21 protein-coding genes are annotated in these 15605 nt (G+C 66.1%); 14 read left to right on the forward strand and 7 right to left on the reverse strand.

The annotated features are described in order from the left end of the window. The first annotated feature begins 49 nt into the window (after positions 1–49). Positions 50–877 carry a crotonase/enoyl-CoA hydratase family protein gene (locus AC07O4_RS03455; protein WP_159276569.1) on the forward strand — a complete coding sequence of 276 codons (828 nt, stop codon included), beginning with the start codon at positions 50–52 and terminating at the stop codon, positions 875–877. Positions 878–1192: 315 nt separating this feature from the next. Next, on the forward strand, positions 1193–1507 hold the full coding sequence (locus AC07O4_RS03460; RefSeq protein WP_070060970.1) for a hypothetical protein: 315 nt from the start codon (positions 1193–1195) through the stop codon (positions 1505–1507). Between the two features lie 36 nt (positions 1508–1543). On the opposite strand, the gene AC07O4_RS03465 is transcribed toward AC07O4_RS03460, so the two are convergent. From AC07O4_RS03465 to AC07O4_RS03475, 3 genes are all read right to left on the reverse strand, one after another. Continuing rightward, positions 1544–2827: an acyl-CoA dehydrogenase family protein gene (locus AC07O4_RS03465; RefSeq protein ID WP_307693091.1), complete on the reverse strand. Its 1284-nt coding sequence runs from the start codon at positions 2825–2827 to the stop codon at positions 1544–1546. A 134-nt stretch (positions 2828–2961) separates the two neighbouring features. Continuing rightward, on the reverse strand, positions 2962–5016 hold the full coding sequence (locus AC07O4_RS03470) for a YadA family autotransporter adhesin (RefSeq protein ID WP_495303769.1): 2055 nt from the start codon (positions 5014–5016) through the stop codon (positions 2962–2964). Positions 5017–5120: 104 nt separating this feature from the next. Further along, on the reverse strand, positions 5121–5522 hold the full coding sequence (locus AC07O4_RS03475; RefSeq protein WP_492741467.1) for a hypothetical protein: 402 nt from the start codon (positions 5520–5522) through the stop codon (positions 5121–5123). A 226-nt stretch (positions 5523–5748) separates the two neighbouring features. Here AC07O4_RS03475 and AC07O4_RS03480 point away from each other — a divergent pair, with 226 nt between their 5' ends. Further along, a complete protein-coding gene (locus AC07O4_RS03480) occupies positions 5749–6207 on the forward strand; it encodes a hypothetical protein (protein WP_492741468.1) in 459 nt (152 codons plus the stop codon). A 77-nt stretch (positions 6208–6284) separates the two neighbouring features. Continuing rightward, positions 6285–6824, forward strand: a complete 540-nt coding sequence (locus tag AC07O4_RS03485) for a hypothetical protein (RefSeq protein ID WP_492734803.1) — start codon at positions 6285–6287, stop codon at positions 6822–6824. A gap of 52 nt (positions 6825–6876) precedes the next feature. Here the strand turns inward: AC07O4_RS03485 and AC07O4_RS03490 are convergent, their stop codons facing one another. After that, positions 6877–8478 carry an MORN repeat-containing protein gene (locus AC07O4_RS03490; RefSeq protein ID WP_495303770.1) on the reverse strand — a complete coding sequence of 534 codons (1602 nt, stop codon included), beginning with the start codon at positions 8476–8478 and terminating at the stop codon, positions 6877–6879. Positions 8479–8666: 188 nt separating this feature from the next. On the opposite strand from AC07O4_RS03490, the gene AC07O4_RS03495 reads away from it, so the two are divergent. Then, the gene (locus AC07O4_RS03495) at positions 8667–9014 is read left to right on the forward strand and encodes a hypothetical protein (protein WP_495303771.1); all 348 of its coding nucleotides are present in this window, start codon (positions 8667–8669) and stop codon (positions 9012–9014) included. Between the two features lie 23 nt (positions 9015–9037). Here the strand turns inward: AC07O4_RS03495 and AC07O4_RS03500 are convergent, their stop codons facing one another. From AC07O4_RS03500 to AC07O4_RS03510, 3 genes are all read right to left on the reverse strand, one after another. Continuing rightward, positions 9038–9325, reverse strand: a complete 288-nt coding sequence (locus AC07O4_RS03500; RefSeq protein ID WP_157627316.1) for a hypothetical protein — start codon at positions 9323–9325, stop codon at positions 9038–9040. Between the two features lie 675 nt (positions 9326–10000). Continuing rightward, the gene (locus AC07O4_RS03505) at positions 10001–10399 is read right to left on the reverse strand and encodes a helix-turn-helix transcriptional regulator (RefSeq protein WP_495303772.1); all 399 of its coding nucleotides are present in this window, start codon (positions 10397–10399) and stop codon (positions 10001–10003) included. 66 nt (positions 10400–10465) lie between these two features. Further along, positions 10466–10621 (reverse strand): hypothetical protein, encoded by a 156-nt coding sequence (locus tag AC07O4_RS03510; RefSeq protein WP_495303773.1) that lies wholly within the window; start codon positions 10619–10621, stop codon positions 10466–10468. A 182-nt stretch (positions 10622–10803) separates the two neighbouring features. Between AC07O4_RS03510 and AC07O4_RS03515 the strand changes: the two genes are divergently transcribed. From AC07O4_RS03515 to AC07O4_RS03555, 9 genes are read left to right on the forward strand one after another with little or no spacing between them, the layout of a single operon-like run. Beyond that, positions 10804–11112 carry a helix-turn-helix domain-containing protein gene (locus AC07O4_RS03515; protein WP_492734791.1) on the forward strand — a complete coding sequence of 103 codons (309 nt, stop codon included), beginning with the start codon at positions 10804–10806 and terminating at the stop codon, positions 11110–11112. Next, a complete protein-coding gene (locus AC07O4_RS03520; RefSeq protein WP_492734790.1) occupies positions 11112–11351 on the forward strand; it encodes a helix-turn-helix transcriptional regulator in 240 nt (79 codons plus the stop codon). The genes AC07O4_RS03515 and AC07O4_RS03520 overlap by 1 nt, the downstream gene beginning before the upstream one ends. Next, positions 11348–11545, forward strand: a complete 198-nt coding sequence (locus AC07O4_RS03525; protein ID WP_492734789.1) for a hypothetical protein — start codon at positions 11348–11350, stop codon at positions 11543–11545. Before AC07O4_RS03520 ends, AC07O4_RS03525 begins: the two co-directional genes overlap by 4 nt. Before the next feature lie 26 nt (positions 11546–11571). Beyond that, positions 11572–11790: a hypothetical protein gene (locus tag AC07O4_RS03530; protein ID WP_495303774.1), complete on the forward strand. Its 219-nt coding sequence runs from the start codon at positions 11572–11574 to the stop codon at positions 11788–11790. Further along, the gene (locus AC07O4_RS03535) at positions 11787–12782 is read left to right on the forward strand and encodes a hypothetical protein (RefSeq protein WP_492734787.1); all 996 of its coding nucleotides are present in this window, start codon (positions 11787–11789) and stop codon (positions 12780–12782) included. The genes AC07O4_RS03530 and AC07O4_RS03535 overlap by 4 nt, the downstream gene beginning before the upstream one ends. Continuing rightward, positions 12757–13554 (forward strand): ATP-binding protein, encoded by a 798-nt coding sequence (locus tag AC07O4_RS03540; RefSeq protein WP_492734786.1) that lies wholly within the window; start codon positions 12757–12759, stop codon positions 13552–13554. Before AC07O4_RS03535 ends, AC07O4_RS03540 begins: the two co-directional genes overlap by 26 nt. A gap of 44 nt (positions 13555–13598) precedes the next feature. Next, the gene (locus tag AC07O4_RS03545) at positions 13599–14900 is read left to right on the forward strand and encodes a hypothetical protein (RefSeq protein ID WP_492734785.1); all 1302 of its coding nucleotides are present in this window, start codon (positions 13599–13601) and stop codon (positions 14898–14900) included. Continuing rightward, positions 14901–15323 (forward strand): hypothetical protein, encoded by a 423-nt coding sequence (locus AC07O4_RS03550; RefSeq protein ID WP_492734784.1) that lies wholly within the window; start codon positions 14901–14903, stop codon positions 15321–15323. Positions 15324–15357: 34 nt separating this feature from the next. Then, positions 15358–15600 carry a hypothetical protein gene (locus AC07O4_RS03555; RefSeq protein ID WP_495303775.1) on the forward strand — a complete coding sequence of 81 codons (243 nt, stop codon included), beginning with the start codon at positions 15358–15360 and terminating at the stop codon, positions 15598–15600. Positions 15601–15605: the final 5 nt, after the last annotated feature.

A 15605-nucleotide genomic window follows, 5' to 3' on the forward strand; every position in this document is an offset into this window, starting at 1 on the left:
CAGTCGCGCGATACTGAGCCGATACCCCGACACCGACAGGAGACGTGCAATGAGCGACCGTATCGAATGGACCCGCCACGCCGACGGCGTGGTGGAACTGCAGCTGGCGCGCGCCGACAAGATGAACGCGCTCGACCCCGCGATGTTCGACGCGCTGGTCCAGGCGGGCGAGGCGCTGCGGGGCGACAAGAGCGTGCGCGCCGTGGTCATCGCGGGTCGCGGCAAGGCCTTCTGCGCGGGGCTCGACATGGCGTCGTTCGAACGCATGGGGCAGGGCGCCGCCAGCGACGTGCTGGGCGCCTCGGCCGGCGGCACCGACCTGGTCGCGCGCACGCACGGCCTCTCGAACGCCGCGCAGCAGGTGGCGATGGTGTGGCGCGAAGTGCCGGTGCCGGTCATCGCGGCCGTGCACGGCGTGGCCTTCGGCGGTGGGCTTCAGGTGGCGCTGGGCGCCGACATCCGGCTCGTGGCCGCCGACACCAAGCTGTCGGTGATGGAGATCAAGTGGGGCCTCGTGCCCGACATGGCCGGCATGGTGCTGATGCGCGAACTGGCGCGCACCGACGTCGTGCGCGAACTCACCTTCACCGGCCGCATCTTCTCGGGCGAAGAGGCCGTGCGCCTGGGCCTGGCCACGCGCGTGGCCGCCGACCCGCTGGCCGAGGCGCTGCAGATGGCGCACGAGATCGCCGCCAAGAGCCCCGACGCCATTCGCGCCGGCAAGCGGCTGCTGAACGCGTCGCTCGCGCACAGCGCCGCCGAGCTGCTGATCGCCGAGTCGGTCGAGCAGCAGGCGCTGATCGGCAGCCCGAACCAGCTCGAGGCCGTGAAGGCCAACATCGAGCGGCGGGCGCCGCAGTTCAGCGCGCCGGCCTGAGTTTCTTCTTCTCGTTTTTTCTTGCGTTCCTCGCGGTGCGGACACCGCGAGGCGCAGCTGTTTGCGCGCCTGTTTCGGTGGGCCGAAGGGGCGGTCGCAACATTTCGTATGCCAAAAATCGTACACAAAGCGCGCCATCCGTGTCTTTGTGTAAGAATTAAGTAGTTGTTTTCCCGAGTAATTCGGCGGAATTGACCGCACTTTGTGTGCAGAAGGTCACGTCTTGCCGTATGCCCTCGGTCGGGAAAATGACTATCGGAGTCACACTCGAAAACAATTAATCAACTTTTGCTTTGGCTAGCGACGGCGTTCCGCATGTCGACGAATACGTTTTTTTGCAATCTCAGCGTGCCCATCCTCGTGGGCGAGGACCGCTACAAGTACGTCCCGATCGTGGGGGTGTTTCGCAGCATCCCCATCGAGCAGGTCGACGAGTGGGTGATGCACCCCGACGGCCGTCCGCGCAGCGATCGCGAACTCGCCGCCGAAGTGCTGGTCGAAATCCGCAAGCCGCTCGGCACCAGCGGCCACACGGCGCCGAACGCCTTCGACGTCGCCGACATCCTGCAGCTCGATCGCGCGGCTGCCATCGTGGTGTCGACCTTTCTCGCAGCGCTGCCGCGGGTCTGAACACCGCCTCGCGGCGTCTTCCTTTTTCTTCCCGTCTCAGCTCGCGATGGCGCCGACCGCCCAGTAGAAGGTCGGCCGCGCACCGTTGAGCAGGTGGTCGCCCACCACGCGTCCCTTGTAGATCGTCGGGTTGTGCGACGCCAGCGTGCGCGCATTGCGCCAGTGCCGGTCGAGCCGCCGGTCTTCCTGCAGCGCCGAGGCGCCGCCGATGTCGAACAGCCGCGTGCCCGCCTGCAGCACCGCGTCGACGATGCCGGCCTGCGCCTTGGCGGTGTTCAGCTCCACCTCGAACAGCAGCTGCTCGGGCACGGCCTCGCCGCGCTGCAGGTGGCGGTCGACCTCGCCCAGGCCGCGCGCCACCGCCTGCACGGTCGACGCGGCCACGAAGGCCGTGCTCGCGAGCTGGCCGATCACCTGCTGCACCAACGGGTCTTCGCGCGGCGTGGCGCCGCTGCCGTGGCTGTAGACGCGCTTGCGCGGCTGCACGAAGGCCACGGCATCGCGCACGATGGCGCGTGCGATGCCCGCCAGCGTTGCCAGGTGCGTGAGCTGGAAATGCGCGGTGAGCGGCGTGGGCTGGTCGCGCACGTACAGCAGCACGTGCTCGGGCTTCACGCGCACCTGGCGAAAGCGCGTCGTGCCCGAGGCACTCAGGCGCTGGCCGAAGCCGCGCCAGTCGTCGACACGCTCGACGCCCGCCGCTTCCGCCGGCACGAGCGCGATCACGCGGTCGCTGCTGCCGTCGTCGTTCAGGCGCTGGGCCGCGACCGAGATCCAGTCGGCGTAGAGCGTGCCGGTGCTGTAGAACTTGTCGCCGTCCAGGCGCCACGTGTCGGCGCTCTGCGCGTCGCGCGTGAGCGTGGTCTGCAGCGCGCCGAGCGCGCCTTCGCCGAGCTCGGTGGTGGCGTTGCCGAAGATCACGCCGTCGGCCGCCAGGCGCATCCAGGGGCCGTGCAGCGCAGGATCGATCTCGGCGAACAGGCGTTCGATGAAGCCGAAGTGCGCGCGAAGGATCTGTGGCAGGTTGGAGTCGGCTTCGCCGAGTTCGATCAGCAGGTCGTACAGCTGCTCGACCGATGCGCCCAGCCCGCCGTGCGCGAGCGGCACGCGCAGTGCGCCGAAGCGGGCGGCCTTGAGCCAGGCCACCGGCGCGTAGGCCAGTTCGCGGTCGTTCTCGCGCTGCGCCGCGTGCTCGGCGATGCGCGCGAAGACGGGGCGGAAGCGCTCGGCGAGTTGCTGGGAAGAGGGGGCGAGCGTGGAAGGGCGGGCGGGGGCCGTGGGCGCGGCGGGGCGCGTCGGCGTGTCGTGGATGGATGCCATGGAGAGCCGGGCGGCCCCGAGGGCGCGCCGGAAAAAGAGCGATACAGGCGTGGGACTGTGCCCGCGCCATGCCGTCGCTGGGAAATACGTTTTTCGTGTTTTCTTATGCGCGGCGGGCGGGCTGCGCCGTCGCGTCAGAACTCGCCCTTGAGCCCCACGCGCACGCCCACCGATCCGTTCGACCCGCTGACCCCGGCGGAGAGCGCCAGCGGCATGTCCGTCGCGAGGCGGTGCACGACGCTGGCACCCATCGCGGAGTGGCCCTTGTAGTTCGCCAGCTGCGCGGCCCAGCTGGTCTTGCCCGGTGCGGACGGCATCGGCGCGTCGCCCATCGCCATCGCCGCGGCCACGCCCTTGGCCGCGAAGCTGCGCGCCTCCGACACCGCGGCCGCCGTCAGCTGCTGTGCCTGCTGCAGGTTGACCGCGTCGGTGGGCAGCACGCCGGGCGCCACGTTGGCGATGCTGCGCGTCTGGCCGGTGGCGGCATTGCCCACCGACACCGAGTTGTCGCGCGTGGCCACGGAGCCCTGGCCGAGGGCGACCGAGTTCGATCCCGCGGCCAGCGTGTTGGCGCCCAGTGCCACCGCGTTGTTGCCCGTGGCGACGGCGTCGTTGCCGACGGCGGTCGTCGGATCGGCCAGCGCCTTCGCGCCCGCGCCGATCGCCACCGAGCCCGCGTAGCGCGCCTGCGCCCCGTTGCCCATCGCCGTGGTGTTGTCGCCGTTAGCAGTGGCGTTGGTGCCCAGCGCCGTGGCGCCCGTGCCCGTGGCCTGCGTGCCGGTGCCGCAGGTCACGTTGCCGCCGCTGAAGCTGCACAGTCCGTTGGACAGCGCCTGGTTCATGACACCCTGCAAGGCGGCGATCTGCTGCATCGTGAAGGTATTGGCCGTGGTCAGCGCGCCTTGCTGCACCTGCTGCAGCTGGCCGACGTTGGCGGCATCGGTGGCGGCGACGCCCGCGCGCACGTTGCTCAGCGTGGTGCCGGCGCCGCCGTTGGCGTTCAGCGCGACCTGGGCACCGCCCGCGCCGTACTGCACGGAGTTGTTCGCCACGCCCAGTGCGGTGTTGGCCGTGCCTTGCGCAGCGACGGCGGTGGCCTTGGCATCCGTGGCGCTGGCTTGCGCACCTTGCGCCGCGCCGAGGGCCGTGTTGGCGGTGCCCTGGGCCGTGGCTGCGGCCGTGGTTGCGGTGTTGGCCGTGCCCTGGGCGGCCGCCGCCGCGGCCTGCGCGGTGGCGACGCCCGCCTGCGCGGTTTGCGCGGCGCCCAGGGCGGTGTTGGCGGTACCTTGCGCCGCGCTCGCGGCGTCCCTGGCGAGGACGGCCGTGCCATTGGCCGCGGAGGCCGCGGCCTGTGCGGTGTCCGCGGCCTGCCGCACGGTGTACAGCTGGCCGCCGTTGACGGCATCGGTGCTGGTGGCGTTCACCGCGCCGGCGCTCACGTTCACGAGGCCGCGCGTCTGTCCCGCGTTGCCGAAAGACACGGTGTTGGCCGATGTGGCGACCGAGTTCGCGCCGATGGCCACGCCGCCGTTCGCACCGTTCGCGACCCGGCTGCCCGAGCCGATCGCCACGCCGCCCGCGGCCAGTGCTGCGGCGCCCGAGGCTGTGTCGCTCGCGCCGCCGATGGCCGTGCTGCCGTTGCCGGAGGCCTGGGCGCCCTGTTGGGAGCCCAAGGCGCTGCCGATGGCGACGGCGGCGTTGCCCGATGCCTGTGCGCCGCTGCCGCCCGACGGGGGGGAAAAGCCGCAGCAACCGCTAGCGCCGGTGCCTCCCGCGCCGAGCGCGATGGCCCCGCTGGTCGATGCCTGTGCGCCACGTCCTCCGGCGCCGCCCGTGCCGCCTGCGCTGCCCTCTCCACCGGTGCCTCCGCCTCCGATGGCCGTCGTGCCGCTTGCGGTGGCGCTGGCGCCGGCCCCTCCTGTGCCGCCGGTCCCGCCGGACGTTCCCACGCCACCATCGCCGCCCGCACCCAGCGCTGTCGCACCGTCGCCGGAGGTCGAGGCGGCACCTCCGCCGACACCGCCGAATCCACCCGACTGCACCGCGCCCACATTGCCCACGTTGCCGTGGACCAGGCCGGCCGCATGGGCACTGCCGGCAACCAGCAAGGCCACGGCAGTCAGGTGCTGAAGTGCGCGGACGCGCGATGGTTGTCCATGGACACCGTGGATGTGGACGTGGATCGGCATGGACTCTTCCCCTGTGAAAGCAAACAAGACAAACGCGTCGAAGTGTGTCTTTTTGCCCTCGAGGGAGCCATCACCGAAAACTGGTACGAGCCCTCGCCAGGGTGCTAGATCGCCTTGACTTCGAAGTACGCCTCGTCGGTATCGCCCAGGTCGCGAAAGCCCGCCGTGCGCGCGGCGTCGTAGGCCTTGACCCAGCGCGCGGCCAGCGCGAGTTCGCCCTTGGTGAGGTCGGTGTCGCTCGACTCGCTGGCGTTCTGGAACGCGCGCATCGCCGGCAGCACGTCGGCGCCCAGCTGCTTTTCGAGTTCGCGCCGGAAGCGTTGCTCCGCGACCCTGACTGCGTCGGCCGACGAGTGGGGGTAGTCGATCAGCTTGGCGGAAAAGGCGTCACGCGGCTCGTCCTCGGTGTCTTCGAGCGCGACCGCAGCGGTGACGGGCTCGTGGAAGTGGAAGAGGGGCGAGGGCGGCGCTGCCGGCCGGGGGAAGAAGAGCTCAGCTTGGGTCATGGTTCACCCACGCGGTGGACTGGGATGCGTTCTTCGGCATGTGGATTCCTTGAGAATACTGTTTAAATATACAGTATTGAATCCAGAATTCAAATGACAGACGGCGCGCATCTGGCGCGTGGAGCCCTCTGCTTTAATGGCGCCTTGCCGGGGGAGGGCCCGGGCTTGTGTCACAGAGGAAGGCGACGTGCAGATGGATTGGATGACCGTCCTGGGGACCGTCGGAGTGATCGTCCTTCAAGGGCTGTCGTTCTGGTTCCTCTACTGGCTCTGGAAGAAGCTCCGTACGCCCAAGGCGCCCCGGGCGGGGGCTGCGCCCCTTGCAATCAAGGGCGGCGCGGTGCCCGTCGTGGCCACCTTCACCGGCCTGCGCGGACTGCCGTGGGTGGCGCTGGCGACCAACAGCCTGAACCCTGTCTTGCGCATCGAAAGCGAGCAGCTGGTGTACCGCGTGCTGCGCCAGCGCGAGCGGCCCTTCGCGGACATCCGCCAGGTCGATGTGCGCGAGGCCTATGGCACCTTCAACCTGATCTTCGAGTTCCACGACGCGCGGCGGACCTTCGTGGCCAATTTGGGCACTGCGGCGCGCGGGGCGCAGGCGCTGGCGCTGCTGCCCGAGCGCGTGCCGCTCTCCGCCCGTGCGCGAGAGGCGTTGCGTCCAGCGGGCGCCAAGGCCGGCGTGTGACGGGGGCGCGCGGTGCATCGGCGCGGCCGGCGTCGATGACCTGTGCACTGCGAGGCATCGCTACTACCATCGCGTCCATGCGCCTCACCTTCCTCGCCAGCCTTCTCCTGATCGCCAGCGGCATGGCCCATGCCCAGCAGGTCTATCGATGCGGCAACCAGTACAGCGGTGAGCCGTGTGGCGGCAGCGGTGGCCGCGTGGTCGACGTGTCGCCGCCGGTGCGCAATCTCGAGGCCGCAGGTGCGTCCCAGGTGTTTCTCTGCGTCAGCAACAGCGGAGGGCGTTTCTGGTCGCCGAATCACTGCCGCGAGCGGGGCGCGCTGGTCGAGCGCATCGAGCCGGTCCCGGCAGGATTGCCGTGGGAGCAGCAGGTGGAGATGGCCGACCGGCAAACCCGGCAGGGCTATGCGGTCCAGCAACAGGCCGCGCAACAACGCGGTGCGACGTCACCGGGCGTGACGGGCACCAGTGGCGACACGTCGCGCTGTGCGCACTTCAACGAGCGGGTGGCCCACTACGACCGTTTGGCGCGGCAACCGCAGAGTGGCGCGACGCAATCCTGGATTGCGGAGCAACGCAAGGAGGCCCGGGATCAGCAGTTCAGGGCAAGGTGCTGAGGCCCGCGAAAAGCGGCTGCGCGTGAGGCCGTGAGGCCTGCGCTCGCAGGCGTCAACGGCCGGGGCCGAAATGATTCTGCGCAACGCACCGGCGCCCCCCGGATTGCACGGCATTGCAGGCGTTCTCGGCGGCAGCGTATTGCTGCTGGCGCGTCTGGCGTTCCGCGGCGATCTGGGCGGGTGTCACGCCGGGCTCGGTGGGGCAGTTGGCGGCGATCATGTCCAGCACGGTCTTCGTCATGAACATCACCGTTTCCTGGCTGGCGGTGATCGAGGCATTGGGTGCGACCTTCGTCGCGATGACCGACTGCTTCATGGCTTCGCAGGTCTGGCTGGAAAGGCGCGTCCCGGCAGGGCGGCTGGCCGCGTTGGCCGTGCCCGCGGACGACGAGCCTCCACCCGCGGCCGTGCTGCCACCCGACTCACCCGTCATCTGCCGCGCCGTCGTGGCCGCCAGCGGATGGTCGGGGAAGCGGCTCATCAAGGTGCGCTGCACTTCGCGCGCGCGGGCGCGGTCGCCCTGGGCGTTCAGCTCGTCGGCGCGGGCGAACAGCTGGCCTGGGTTCATCGTCTGCAGGCTGGTTCGGAATTGCTGTTCGGCCTGGGCCGCCTGCTCGCGTTTGCGCTGCTGTTCGGCTTCGGCCGCGAGCCGGTTCTTTTCTGCTTCGGCGCGTGCGGCGGCCTCGCGGTCGCGCGGCAGGTTGACATCGATCCGGTTGCCCTCGGTGTCGATGCGCGCGCCTACCGACAGCACGCCCTTGTCGTAGCGGCCTTCCTCGGATAGCGACCCGTCGGCGCGGTACTCGCGGCCCTGCGCGGGCTTGCCGTCCACGCGCAGGCCTTCGAAGCGTGAGCCGTCGGCGCGCGTGAAGGTGCCCTGCACGGCGCCTGTGTCGGTCCAGCGGCCGACCAGGGTGGCGCCGTTCTTGAAGCCGTACGCGCCCGCGCCGACACGCTTGCCGTTCACATACTCGCCCACGAACCGGTCGCCGGTGGGGTGCAGGACGTCGAATGCCCCCTGCCTCTCGCCTTGCCGGTACTGGCCGCGCTGGATCTCGCCGCTGGAAAAGATCGTCGTGCCGGCGCCTTCTTCCTGGCCGTCCCGGGTCTGGCCGTAATAGACCCAGGTGGTGCCGTTCTTGCCATTGCCGCTCAGGGTATCGCCGGTGCCTGCATCGCGCACGCGGTTGCCGATGTCCTGTGCGCGGGGCTGGACGTCGGGTCGGGCGCCCAGCGCACGCTCGTTGCTGCGCTCCTCGCTGTTCAGCTCTGCCGTGAAGATGGCATCGGGTGTGACTTCCTTGCGATAGCCGAACAGCAGCGTGCGCGTGCCTTCGCCAATGGCCGCCTGCAGCCGCTCCAGGTAGCTCTTGGCGCGTGCGCAGGTCTTCTGCACGTTCAGCACGAAGCGGCAGCCGACATGCGCGGCGCAGAGATCGGCCTGGGTGACTGTGGCCTCGTCCTTGAGCTCGGCGCAGTTGGCGATCTCGGGATTGACTTGAGCCCGAGCGTCCGCAGGAACAGCCAGTACACAGGCCGAGAGGACGAGCACCGACAGGAAGTGGGTGGGGATCCGGATTGCGTGCAAGAGGCCATGCCGACCTCGGCGGTTGGAGGTGGCGTTAGGTTCTTGCGCGGTGGTCTTTATCGTCATGGCGTCATCCCCTCGATTTGAGACCAGTCGAATCTAGTCGCTCGATTTGCAAGCGAAATACCTCTTTTGTGGGAGTCCACGGAAACCGGTGGGCTGGGACTGCGCTGGCCAAGAAAAAGCCCGCACGAAGGCGGGCAAGGGTGGTCCTGAGGAGAGGAGAGAAAAATTGGGCCACTGAACTCAGTCTGGTGACCGATCTTCTCGATCAGCGCACCGAGGCATATTGGCTATTGCATGTTCCCCCGGTTGTATTGGTCAAGCCCACGCTGAAAAGCCGTTTTCCCGTTGTACGCCTGATCATTCTCCCGAAAATATTGGGCAGCAGTCTGAAAATCCTTGGCGCATTGCTTGTAATGGTTGGCCGCCATCGGTCGGCGATTCTTCTCAGCCTCGTGAGCGGCAGTTTCACATTTTCTTTTATTGTCCATGGATGTCGTCCAATTGCTGGCGAGTGCATGAGAAGAGACGAATGCCAGCAAGATAGCGAGAGAAAATCGAATCATGTGAACTCCTATAAAACCCTGTTTGGTCAATGATGAATTGAAAGATTTATTTCGCCTCAGGGTTCCCGCCGGATACGATTTGAGCGCTCCCTGGCTTCTTGAACGGATCCCGCTCCCCGGGTGTTGAATCGAACAAGGCACGAGGCGTGTGCGTCTTGGGCGCGCTTGAGCCTAGTGGCTGCGCAGTACTCTCTGTCGTCCTGTGTTCGCTCGCGCTGGCATTGCGCGCGCGTTGTCATGACGGCGCTGTCGAAGTCTCCGCACGCGCGTTGCGCTTCATTGGCGCCCGCAAGGGCGGCGTAAAGAAAAAGGCCGAATGCCAATAGCGGGCTCTTGTAATTCATCGACGTCTCCTCGTGGTGGAAGACCCGAATCTATCCATGCCATTTTGCAAACCAAATACCGCATTTGTGGGAGTCAACGGATACCGGTAGCACGGCAGCGATCACCTTTCGGAGGATGACTGGGCAGTCTTGGGAGAGATCGGAGGGGCTGTACCGCGAGGGAGTGAGCAGGCGACGGGCGGGTTAAACCTACCGCCGCATCCGTCGGCAGCAAGTGCGTCGACTGGACGGTAGCTCGCGCATGCGTGCTCTGTGCGTTGTCCTTCCGAGCGCAAGGACAGCGTGCGCCAGTCTGGCGATATGCCGAGGGTCATCGGGGAAGGCGATGGGGTAGACGACGCAGCAGACCATGGTGAGCCAGTCGCTGTCGACCAAATCCCCCGCCAGCTCTTCGGGGCCGGAGCAACTGCGCAAAAGTTGGAGAAACCCGTTGCGGTTAGAGACGCAAATGGCCCCGGAGGGGATTGAAGGTCGAGCTGCAGACCGCGCCAGCATTCGCTTCCCTTCGTTGGCGTTCGAAATGTTCCCCCGTCTGTTCCCCCGCATTGGATGCCCTTGTTTTTGATGCGATCGCAGGGCGAGTAGATGCGCTGCAAGAAGGCATCGAGGCCGAATGTGATCTGGCCTGAGGGAACCCAATTGCTTGTGGTCCGTTGCTGCAAAGAGCAGTGGCGCCTACGCCGCCGCACCTTGCTCGCGCAGCCAGGTCGTCACGTCGCCGGCGCGCCAGCGCGTGCATCGCGCACCGTTCTTGATCGGCTGCGGGAAGTTGGCTGTGGCCATCTTTCGGCGGATCGTCGACTCGCCGAGGCCGGTGAGATGTTCGACAACGTCGATGCGCAAGAGTGCGTCGGGTATGAGAGCCACCTGCAGGGTCTGGGCGGGTGGTCGACGGGGCCTTTGCGTCGGAATCGAGGATGGAAATTCACTGGGTTCATTCAGCTCGATGGCGGCTTGAATCTTTTCCCACAGCTCGGCCGGCACGTTCACGGTGACCCACTTTCCGGCGCCAGTGCGTCGGTGGTTGGGATCGCTATGGTTGCATTGCCGCAGCTCTTGGAGCAGGTGCTTCATGCTGGCACCTCCCTGCACTTGCGAATCGAAGTCCGAGAAGAAGCAGGATGAGGAAGGCGAGCTCGATCACGAGGCGTTCACTTGGATCGGTTCAGTGGGCCAGCCCATGCGCTTGCGAAGCGCCAGCCGCAGAGGGGTGTAGTGGGCTTCTGCGGCTTCCTCGTCGTCGCCGTATTCGGCCACTACCACGCCATCGACGCAGATCCAGAACGGCGCAAACATGCTGCGTGCCAAGACTGTGGGCGAGCCGTCGCGATCGGTGACGAGAGAGCCCAGGGCGAAGGGCGCTTCGGATTGAGGCGTGTCGGCAACCGCTCGTTGCGCTTTCGCGGCACCACCTCTGCACGATCGCGTGCAGCACCTCCGCTCAGTTGGGCCCGCTGCAAGTTTGCGGGCGGTGCTGCATGAACGAGCAAGGTCTTCCGGCGCTGCGCGCGCGTCGCATTGCTGCAGCGGTGCTGCAGGCGGCTCAGCGCGAGTCCACCCAGGCGGCCATTGCCGCGGCCATGGGCGTATCAGAAAGCACGATCTCGCGCCTCCTGAGTGACCACCTCGACAAGTTCGCCAACGTACTGGCGCATGCCGGTCTGAAGGTCGTGGATTCCAGTTTCCGATGCGTTGACGCCCGCACGTTCCAGGCGTTCGAGGTCTTGTTCGAAAAAGCGATGCGACAGACCACGCCCGCCCGATTGATTTTTGAGGATGCAGACTGATGAGCACGAACACCAAGCCGCGCAGCCCGGCTGCGCAATCCATCCTGGCAGCCCAGATTCCCGACGCGCTTCTCCGCATCGAGGTTGTGAAGACCATTACGGGCTTGGGCGAGTCGACGATCCGCAGGAAGATGGCAGCAGCCGGCTTCCCGCAGCCGATCAAAGATGGGGCCCGCTGTACACGGTGGCGTGCGGGCGACGTGACGGCCTGGTTGCGCGAACGGGCGGGTGCAGCATGAGCACTGCCACCGCAGTGCTCGTTTGCGCCAAGGCCTGCCAGGATGCGCAGAAGCTCATCACGCAGATCAAGACCGGCGACGCACTGCCGGATGCTCTTCATGCGGCGCTCCAAGCGATTCGTGCGACAGGTGACGGAGACAGGCTGCGTGCATTTACGCGCCAGATCGCCAAGGCAATTGAGGGCGCTCGTTGATGCCGCGCACTGCCATCGCTTCGAGCGTGACCGTGACGGACAGGATGTTCGAGCAGCTGCGCACGCGCGCGGCGCGCGCCGGCCACACGATCTACAAACGCTTCGAAGATGGCCGGGACTGCTATCTGGCTACGTGCTGGGGGCAGTGCCGCCGATTCGAGAGGCTCGACCACCTGCAGATATTCGTAGATCTGGTGACTGGCGCCATCGATGCCAAGGTGCATGCGCACGAAGGGATTCGATGAGCAACGCGGCTATCGATTGGGCAGAGAAGCAACCCACTGGCAGCAGTGGCGCGCGACAACTCTTGGTGACATTGGCCAACGTGGCCAGCGATCGCCCATCCGTTTCGAGGTTCGGCAAGGAGTGGCCGGCGCTACACGCCTATCTGTCGATCGCCAGCATGTGCGAGCGCACCCTCCAAGATCGCAAGACCGTCATCGCGAACATCAAACGCCTGAAGGAAGCAGGCTTTATCAGGGCTGTCGGTACCGATGGTGCAACCAATCAGACCATCGTCTTCGTGCTGTGCATGGAAGCAGTACCAGAAGCGGGACCGGTCCCGACTTTGGCACCGGTACCTGCTTTGGTACAGGTTCCAACTTCGGGACCGGTGCCAGAAACGGGACCGGGACAGGTGCCGCAACTGGAACTGGCACCAGAAGCGGGACCGGTCCCAAATTTCCCGAGTACCAGTACCGTTTTTCCCGGTGACCAGTACCGTTTTTCCCTGCCACCGGTACCAAAAACGGGACACGAAACCCAAGAGAACCCAATAGAACCCAAGGAAGAAACCAAGAGCGGTTTGGCAACACAGTTGCCTGCGTGTCCACACAAGCTCTTGATCGAACTCTGGAAGCAGAAGGCTCCGGTCAACCCGGCACCGATTGCGTCACTGTGGAAAGGTAAGTCAGCTGATGCGATGCGCGCGCGCTGGGATTGGTTGATGACAGAGACCGACGACGCCGGCGTGCGCCTCGCTAGCACGGAAGCCGAAGCAATCGCGTGGTTCGCGGATTTTTTTACTCGGGTGGGCAAGTCCTCGTTCCTGACCGGCCACAACGACCGGAAGTTTCAGGCGTCGCTGCAGTGGGTCCTGAAGGCTGAGAACTTCACGAAGACCTTGCAGGGCAACTACGACAACCGTGGTGCTGCGAAAGCTCGCTCCACGCACACCGGCTTCGCTGACATCGACTACACGGAGGGCATGAATGCCGACGGATCAATTCCAGCCTGAGACCTCCGGCGTGCGTGAGCCGCTCAATTGCGAGGTCCACGGCACGTATATGGCCGTGGAGCGCGCCGGCCGCTTGTGGAAGAGGTGCCCCGCATGTGCCGCGGAGGAGGAGCAGCTTCGTGTCGCGCGAGAAGCCGAGGAACAGCAGAGGCAAGCGGATGCGCGAGCGGTGGCAGACCTTGCTCGTCGTCTCAGTCTTAGCGGCTTGGTTGGCAGGTTCTCGCGCGCGACGTTTGACACCTATACCGCGGATTTTCCCGTGCAGGCCGCGGCGCTGCAGGCGTGCCGCGTGTTCGCCGAGACGTTCAACGCCGATGCTGGCGGCGGGCTCTGGCTGATCGGGCCGCCTGGCACTGGCAAGACGCACCTTGGCTCGGCCATCGTCTCGCACGTCATTCGTCAACGTCTGCGGAGCGCCAGCATTCACGCCGTTCACCAGGTCATGAAGATGCTTCGTGAGAGCTTTGGACGAAAAGAGGGCGCAGGCTGGAATGAGCCTGAAACCGCGGACGAGCTCCTATACCGGCTCAGCAATCAATCACTACTGGTGCTCGATGAGATCGGTGTGACGCGTGATAGCGAGTGGCAACGCGAGCAATTGTTCGCCATCGTCGACGAGCGGTACCGACTAGAGCGGCCGACCGTCGTCATTTCGAACCTCGCTGTCGCAGATTTGAAGGCGGTGTTGGGGGATCGCGCGTACGACAGATTGCGCGAGGGTTCTCGCATCGTGCCGATGAGCTGGCCGAGTCATCGCGGGAGCCGTGCATGAGAGTTTTGAGTTTGATCGGAAACCAATCCAACTAGGAGTTCCATATGGATAGAGTCATTAACTACCCCGGGCAGGTGCCGCTCGAAACGGACCTGCTGCTCACAAACCAGTCGGTCATGGTGGGGCTGGCTAAGCTGAGCCAAGCCATCTTCGGCACCGGTGGCATGGCCACAGGCTTCGGCACTACGCAGACGGTCGTGCCGTCGCTGAACGTGCTCGTTGCTCCAGGCGAGATCTACAGCCAGCAGAACCTGGAGGCGACGGCCGTCAGCTCGCTGCCTCAGGACACGGCGCACCTGATCGTGAAGCAGGGTATCTTGCTGGATGCTGCGACCATCGCCATCGCGCCGCCGGGCACGCCGGGCTTCAGCATCAACTACCTGATCCAGGTTGGCTACCAGGACAGCGATAGCGGCTCGACCGTGCTGGCGTACTACAACGCCAGCAACCCGTCGGTGGCCTATTCGGGCCCAGCCAACTCCGGTGCCGCGCAGCCGACCGTGCGCAAGGGCATCGCCGTGGTCAGCGCAAAGCCAGGCACCGCGGCAACGACCGGCACGCAGACCACGCCGGCGCCGGACGCCGGCAAGCTCGGACTCTTCGTGGTGACTGTCGCCAATGGTGCGTCGACCGTCGTGAACGCGAACATCAGCGTCTACCCGGCGGCGCCGCTGGTGGGCGCGCAGCCCATCACCAAGGGCCGCCTTCTTGGCGTGCAGGTCTTCACCGCGAGTGGAACCTACACGCCGACGCCTGGGATGACGTTCATCATCGGCGAAGCGCAGGCAGGCGGCGGCGCAGGGGGTGGTGCTGGCACGGCGTCCGCAGGCAATATCAGCTTGGGCGCGCCGGGTGGTGCCGGTGCCTATGGGCGCGGCCTTTTCACTGCCTCGGCGGTCGGAGCTTCGCAAGCGATCACGGTTGGCGCCAAGGGCGTGAAAGCGTCAGGCACCACAGGAGGCAATGGTAGTTCCAGTTCGATCGGTTCGCTCCTAACCGTGCCCGGCGGCATCGGTGGCGGCACGCTGAACAACCAGACGCCTCCAGCGGTGAACGGCAACGGCGTACCGACATCAGCGCCCACAGGCGCAAATCTCTATGGCGTGCGCGGCGCCGCTGGCAATCCGTCCTTTGGCGGCTCGGCTTCGGCTAACGGCGGCTTCGGAGGCAATGGCGGTGGCAGCCAGTTCGGTTTGGGCGCTGCAGGTCCCGCCGGGAATAACGCGGGCATCGACGCTGTCAACTATGGCGCCGGCGGCAGTGGCCTCGTGCTGAACAACTCTGGGGGGGCCGCTGCAGGCGGCGATGGCTTCGCCGGCATCGTGATTGTTTGGGAGTACGCATAAATGAAGACCTACGCACTGATGACGGCCGGCCGCGTCGTCGAAATCCTTCCCCCCGTGTTCAATGCGCTGGACAACGAGATCCCCATCCAGGAACGGTTTCATCCGGACTTCGTGGCAACGCTGGTGGAGTACGACCCTCTGAACCCGCCGGCCGAACCGCCGGAGCCGGAACCGGTGGTGGTTGTGCCCGCGGCAGTGACGATGCGGCAGGCCCGCCTGGCTCTGCTGGGCGCCGGAAAGCTGCAGGCCGTCAGCGACGCCATCGCCGCGCTGCCCAGCCCGCAAAAGGAGGCGGCCGAGATCGAGTGGGAGTTCGCCGCCTCGGTCGAGCGCGCATCGCCGTTCCTGGCCAGGCTTGCTGCACAGATCGATCTCGACGACGCCGCGCTCGACGCGCTGTTCGTTGCTGCGGCGCAGCTTTGACTTGGTGACCTCGATGCACATTGAAGGACAGGAAATGACATATGCACATATCGAAAGCGGCGTGGTCACTAACTTGATCGAACGCGAAGGCGATCTCAAATCATCGGGTACTTCAGCCGGGGCGACCATGGTTGAGGTCCCGGCGGGCGTGATGGTCGCGATCGGCTATCACTACGACGGCGAACACTTCACCGCACCTCGTGAGCTTTGCCTCATGTATGGATATGCAAGAGCCGCTGACTACCCGCCGGTGATCGAAAGGACGAGTGGTGTTTGAAGCAT

The sequence above is a fragment of the Variovorax sp. GW821-FHT09D04 genome, assembly GCF_059416405.1.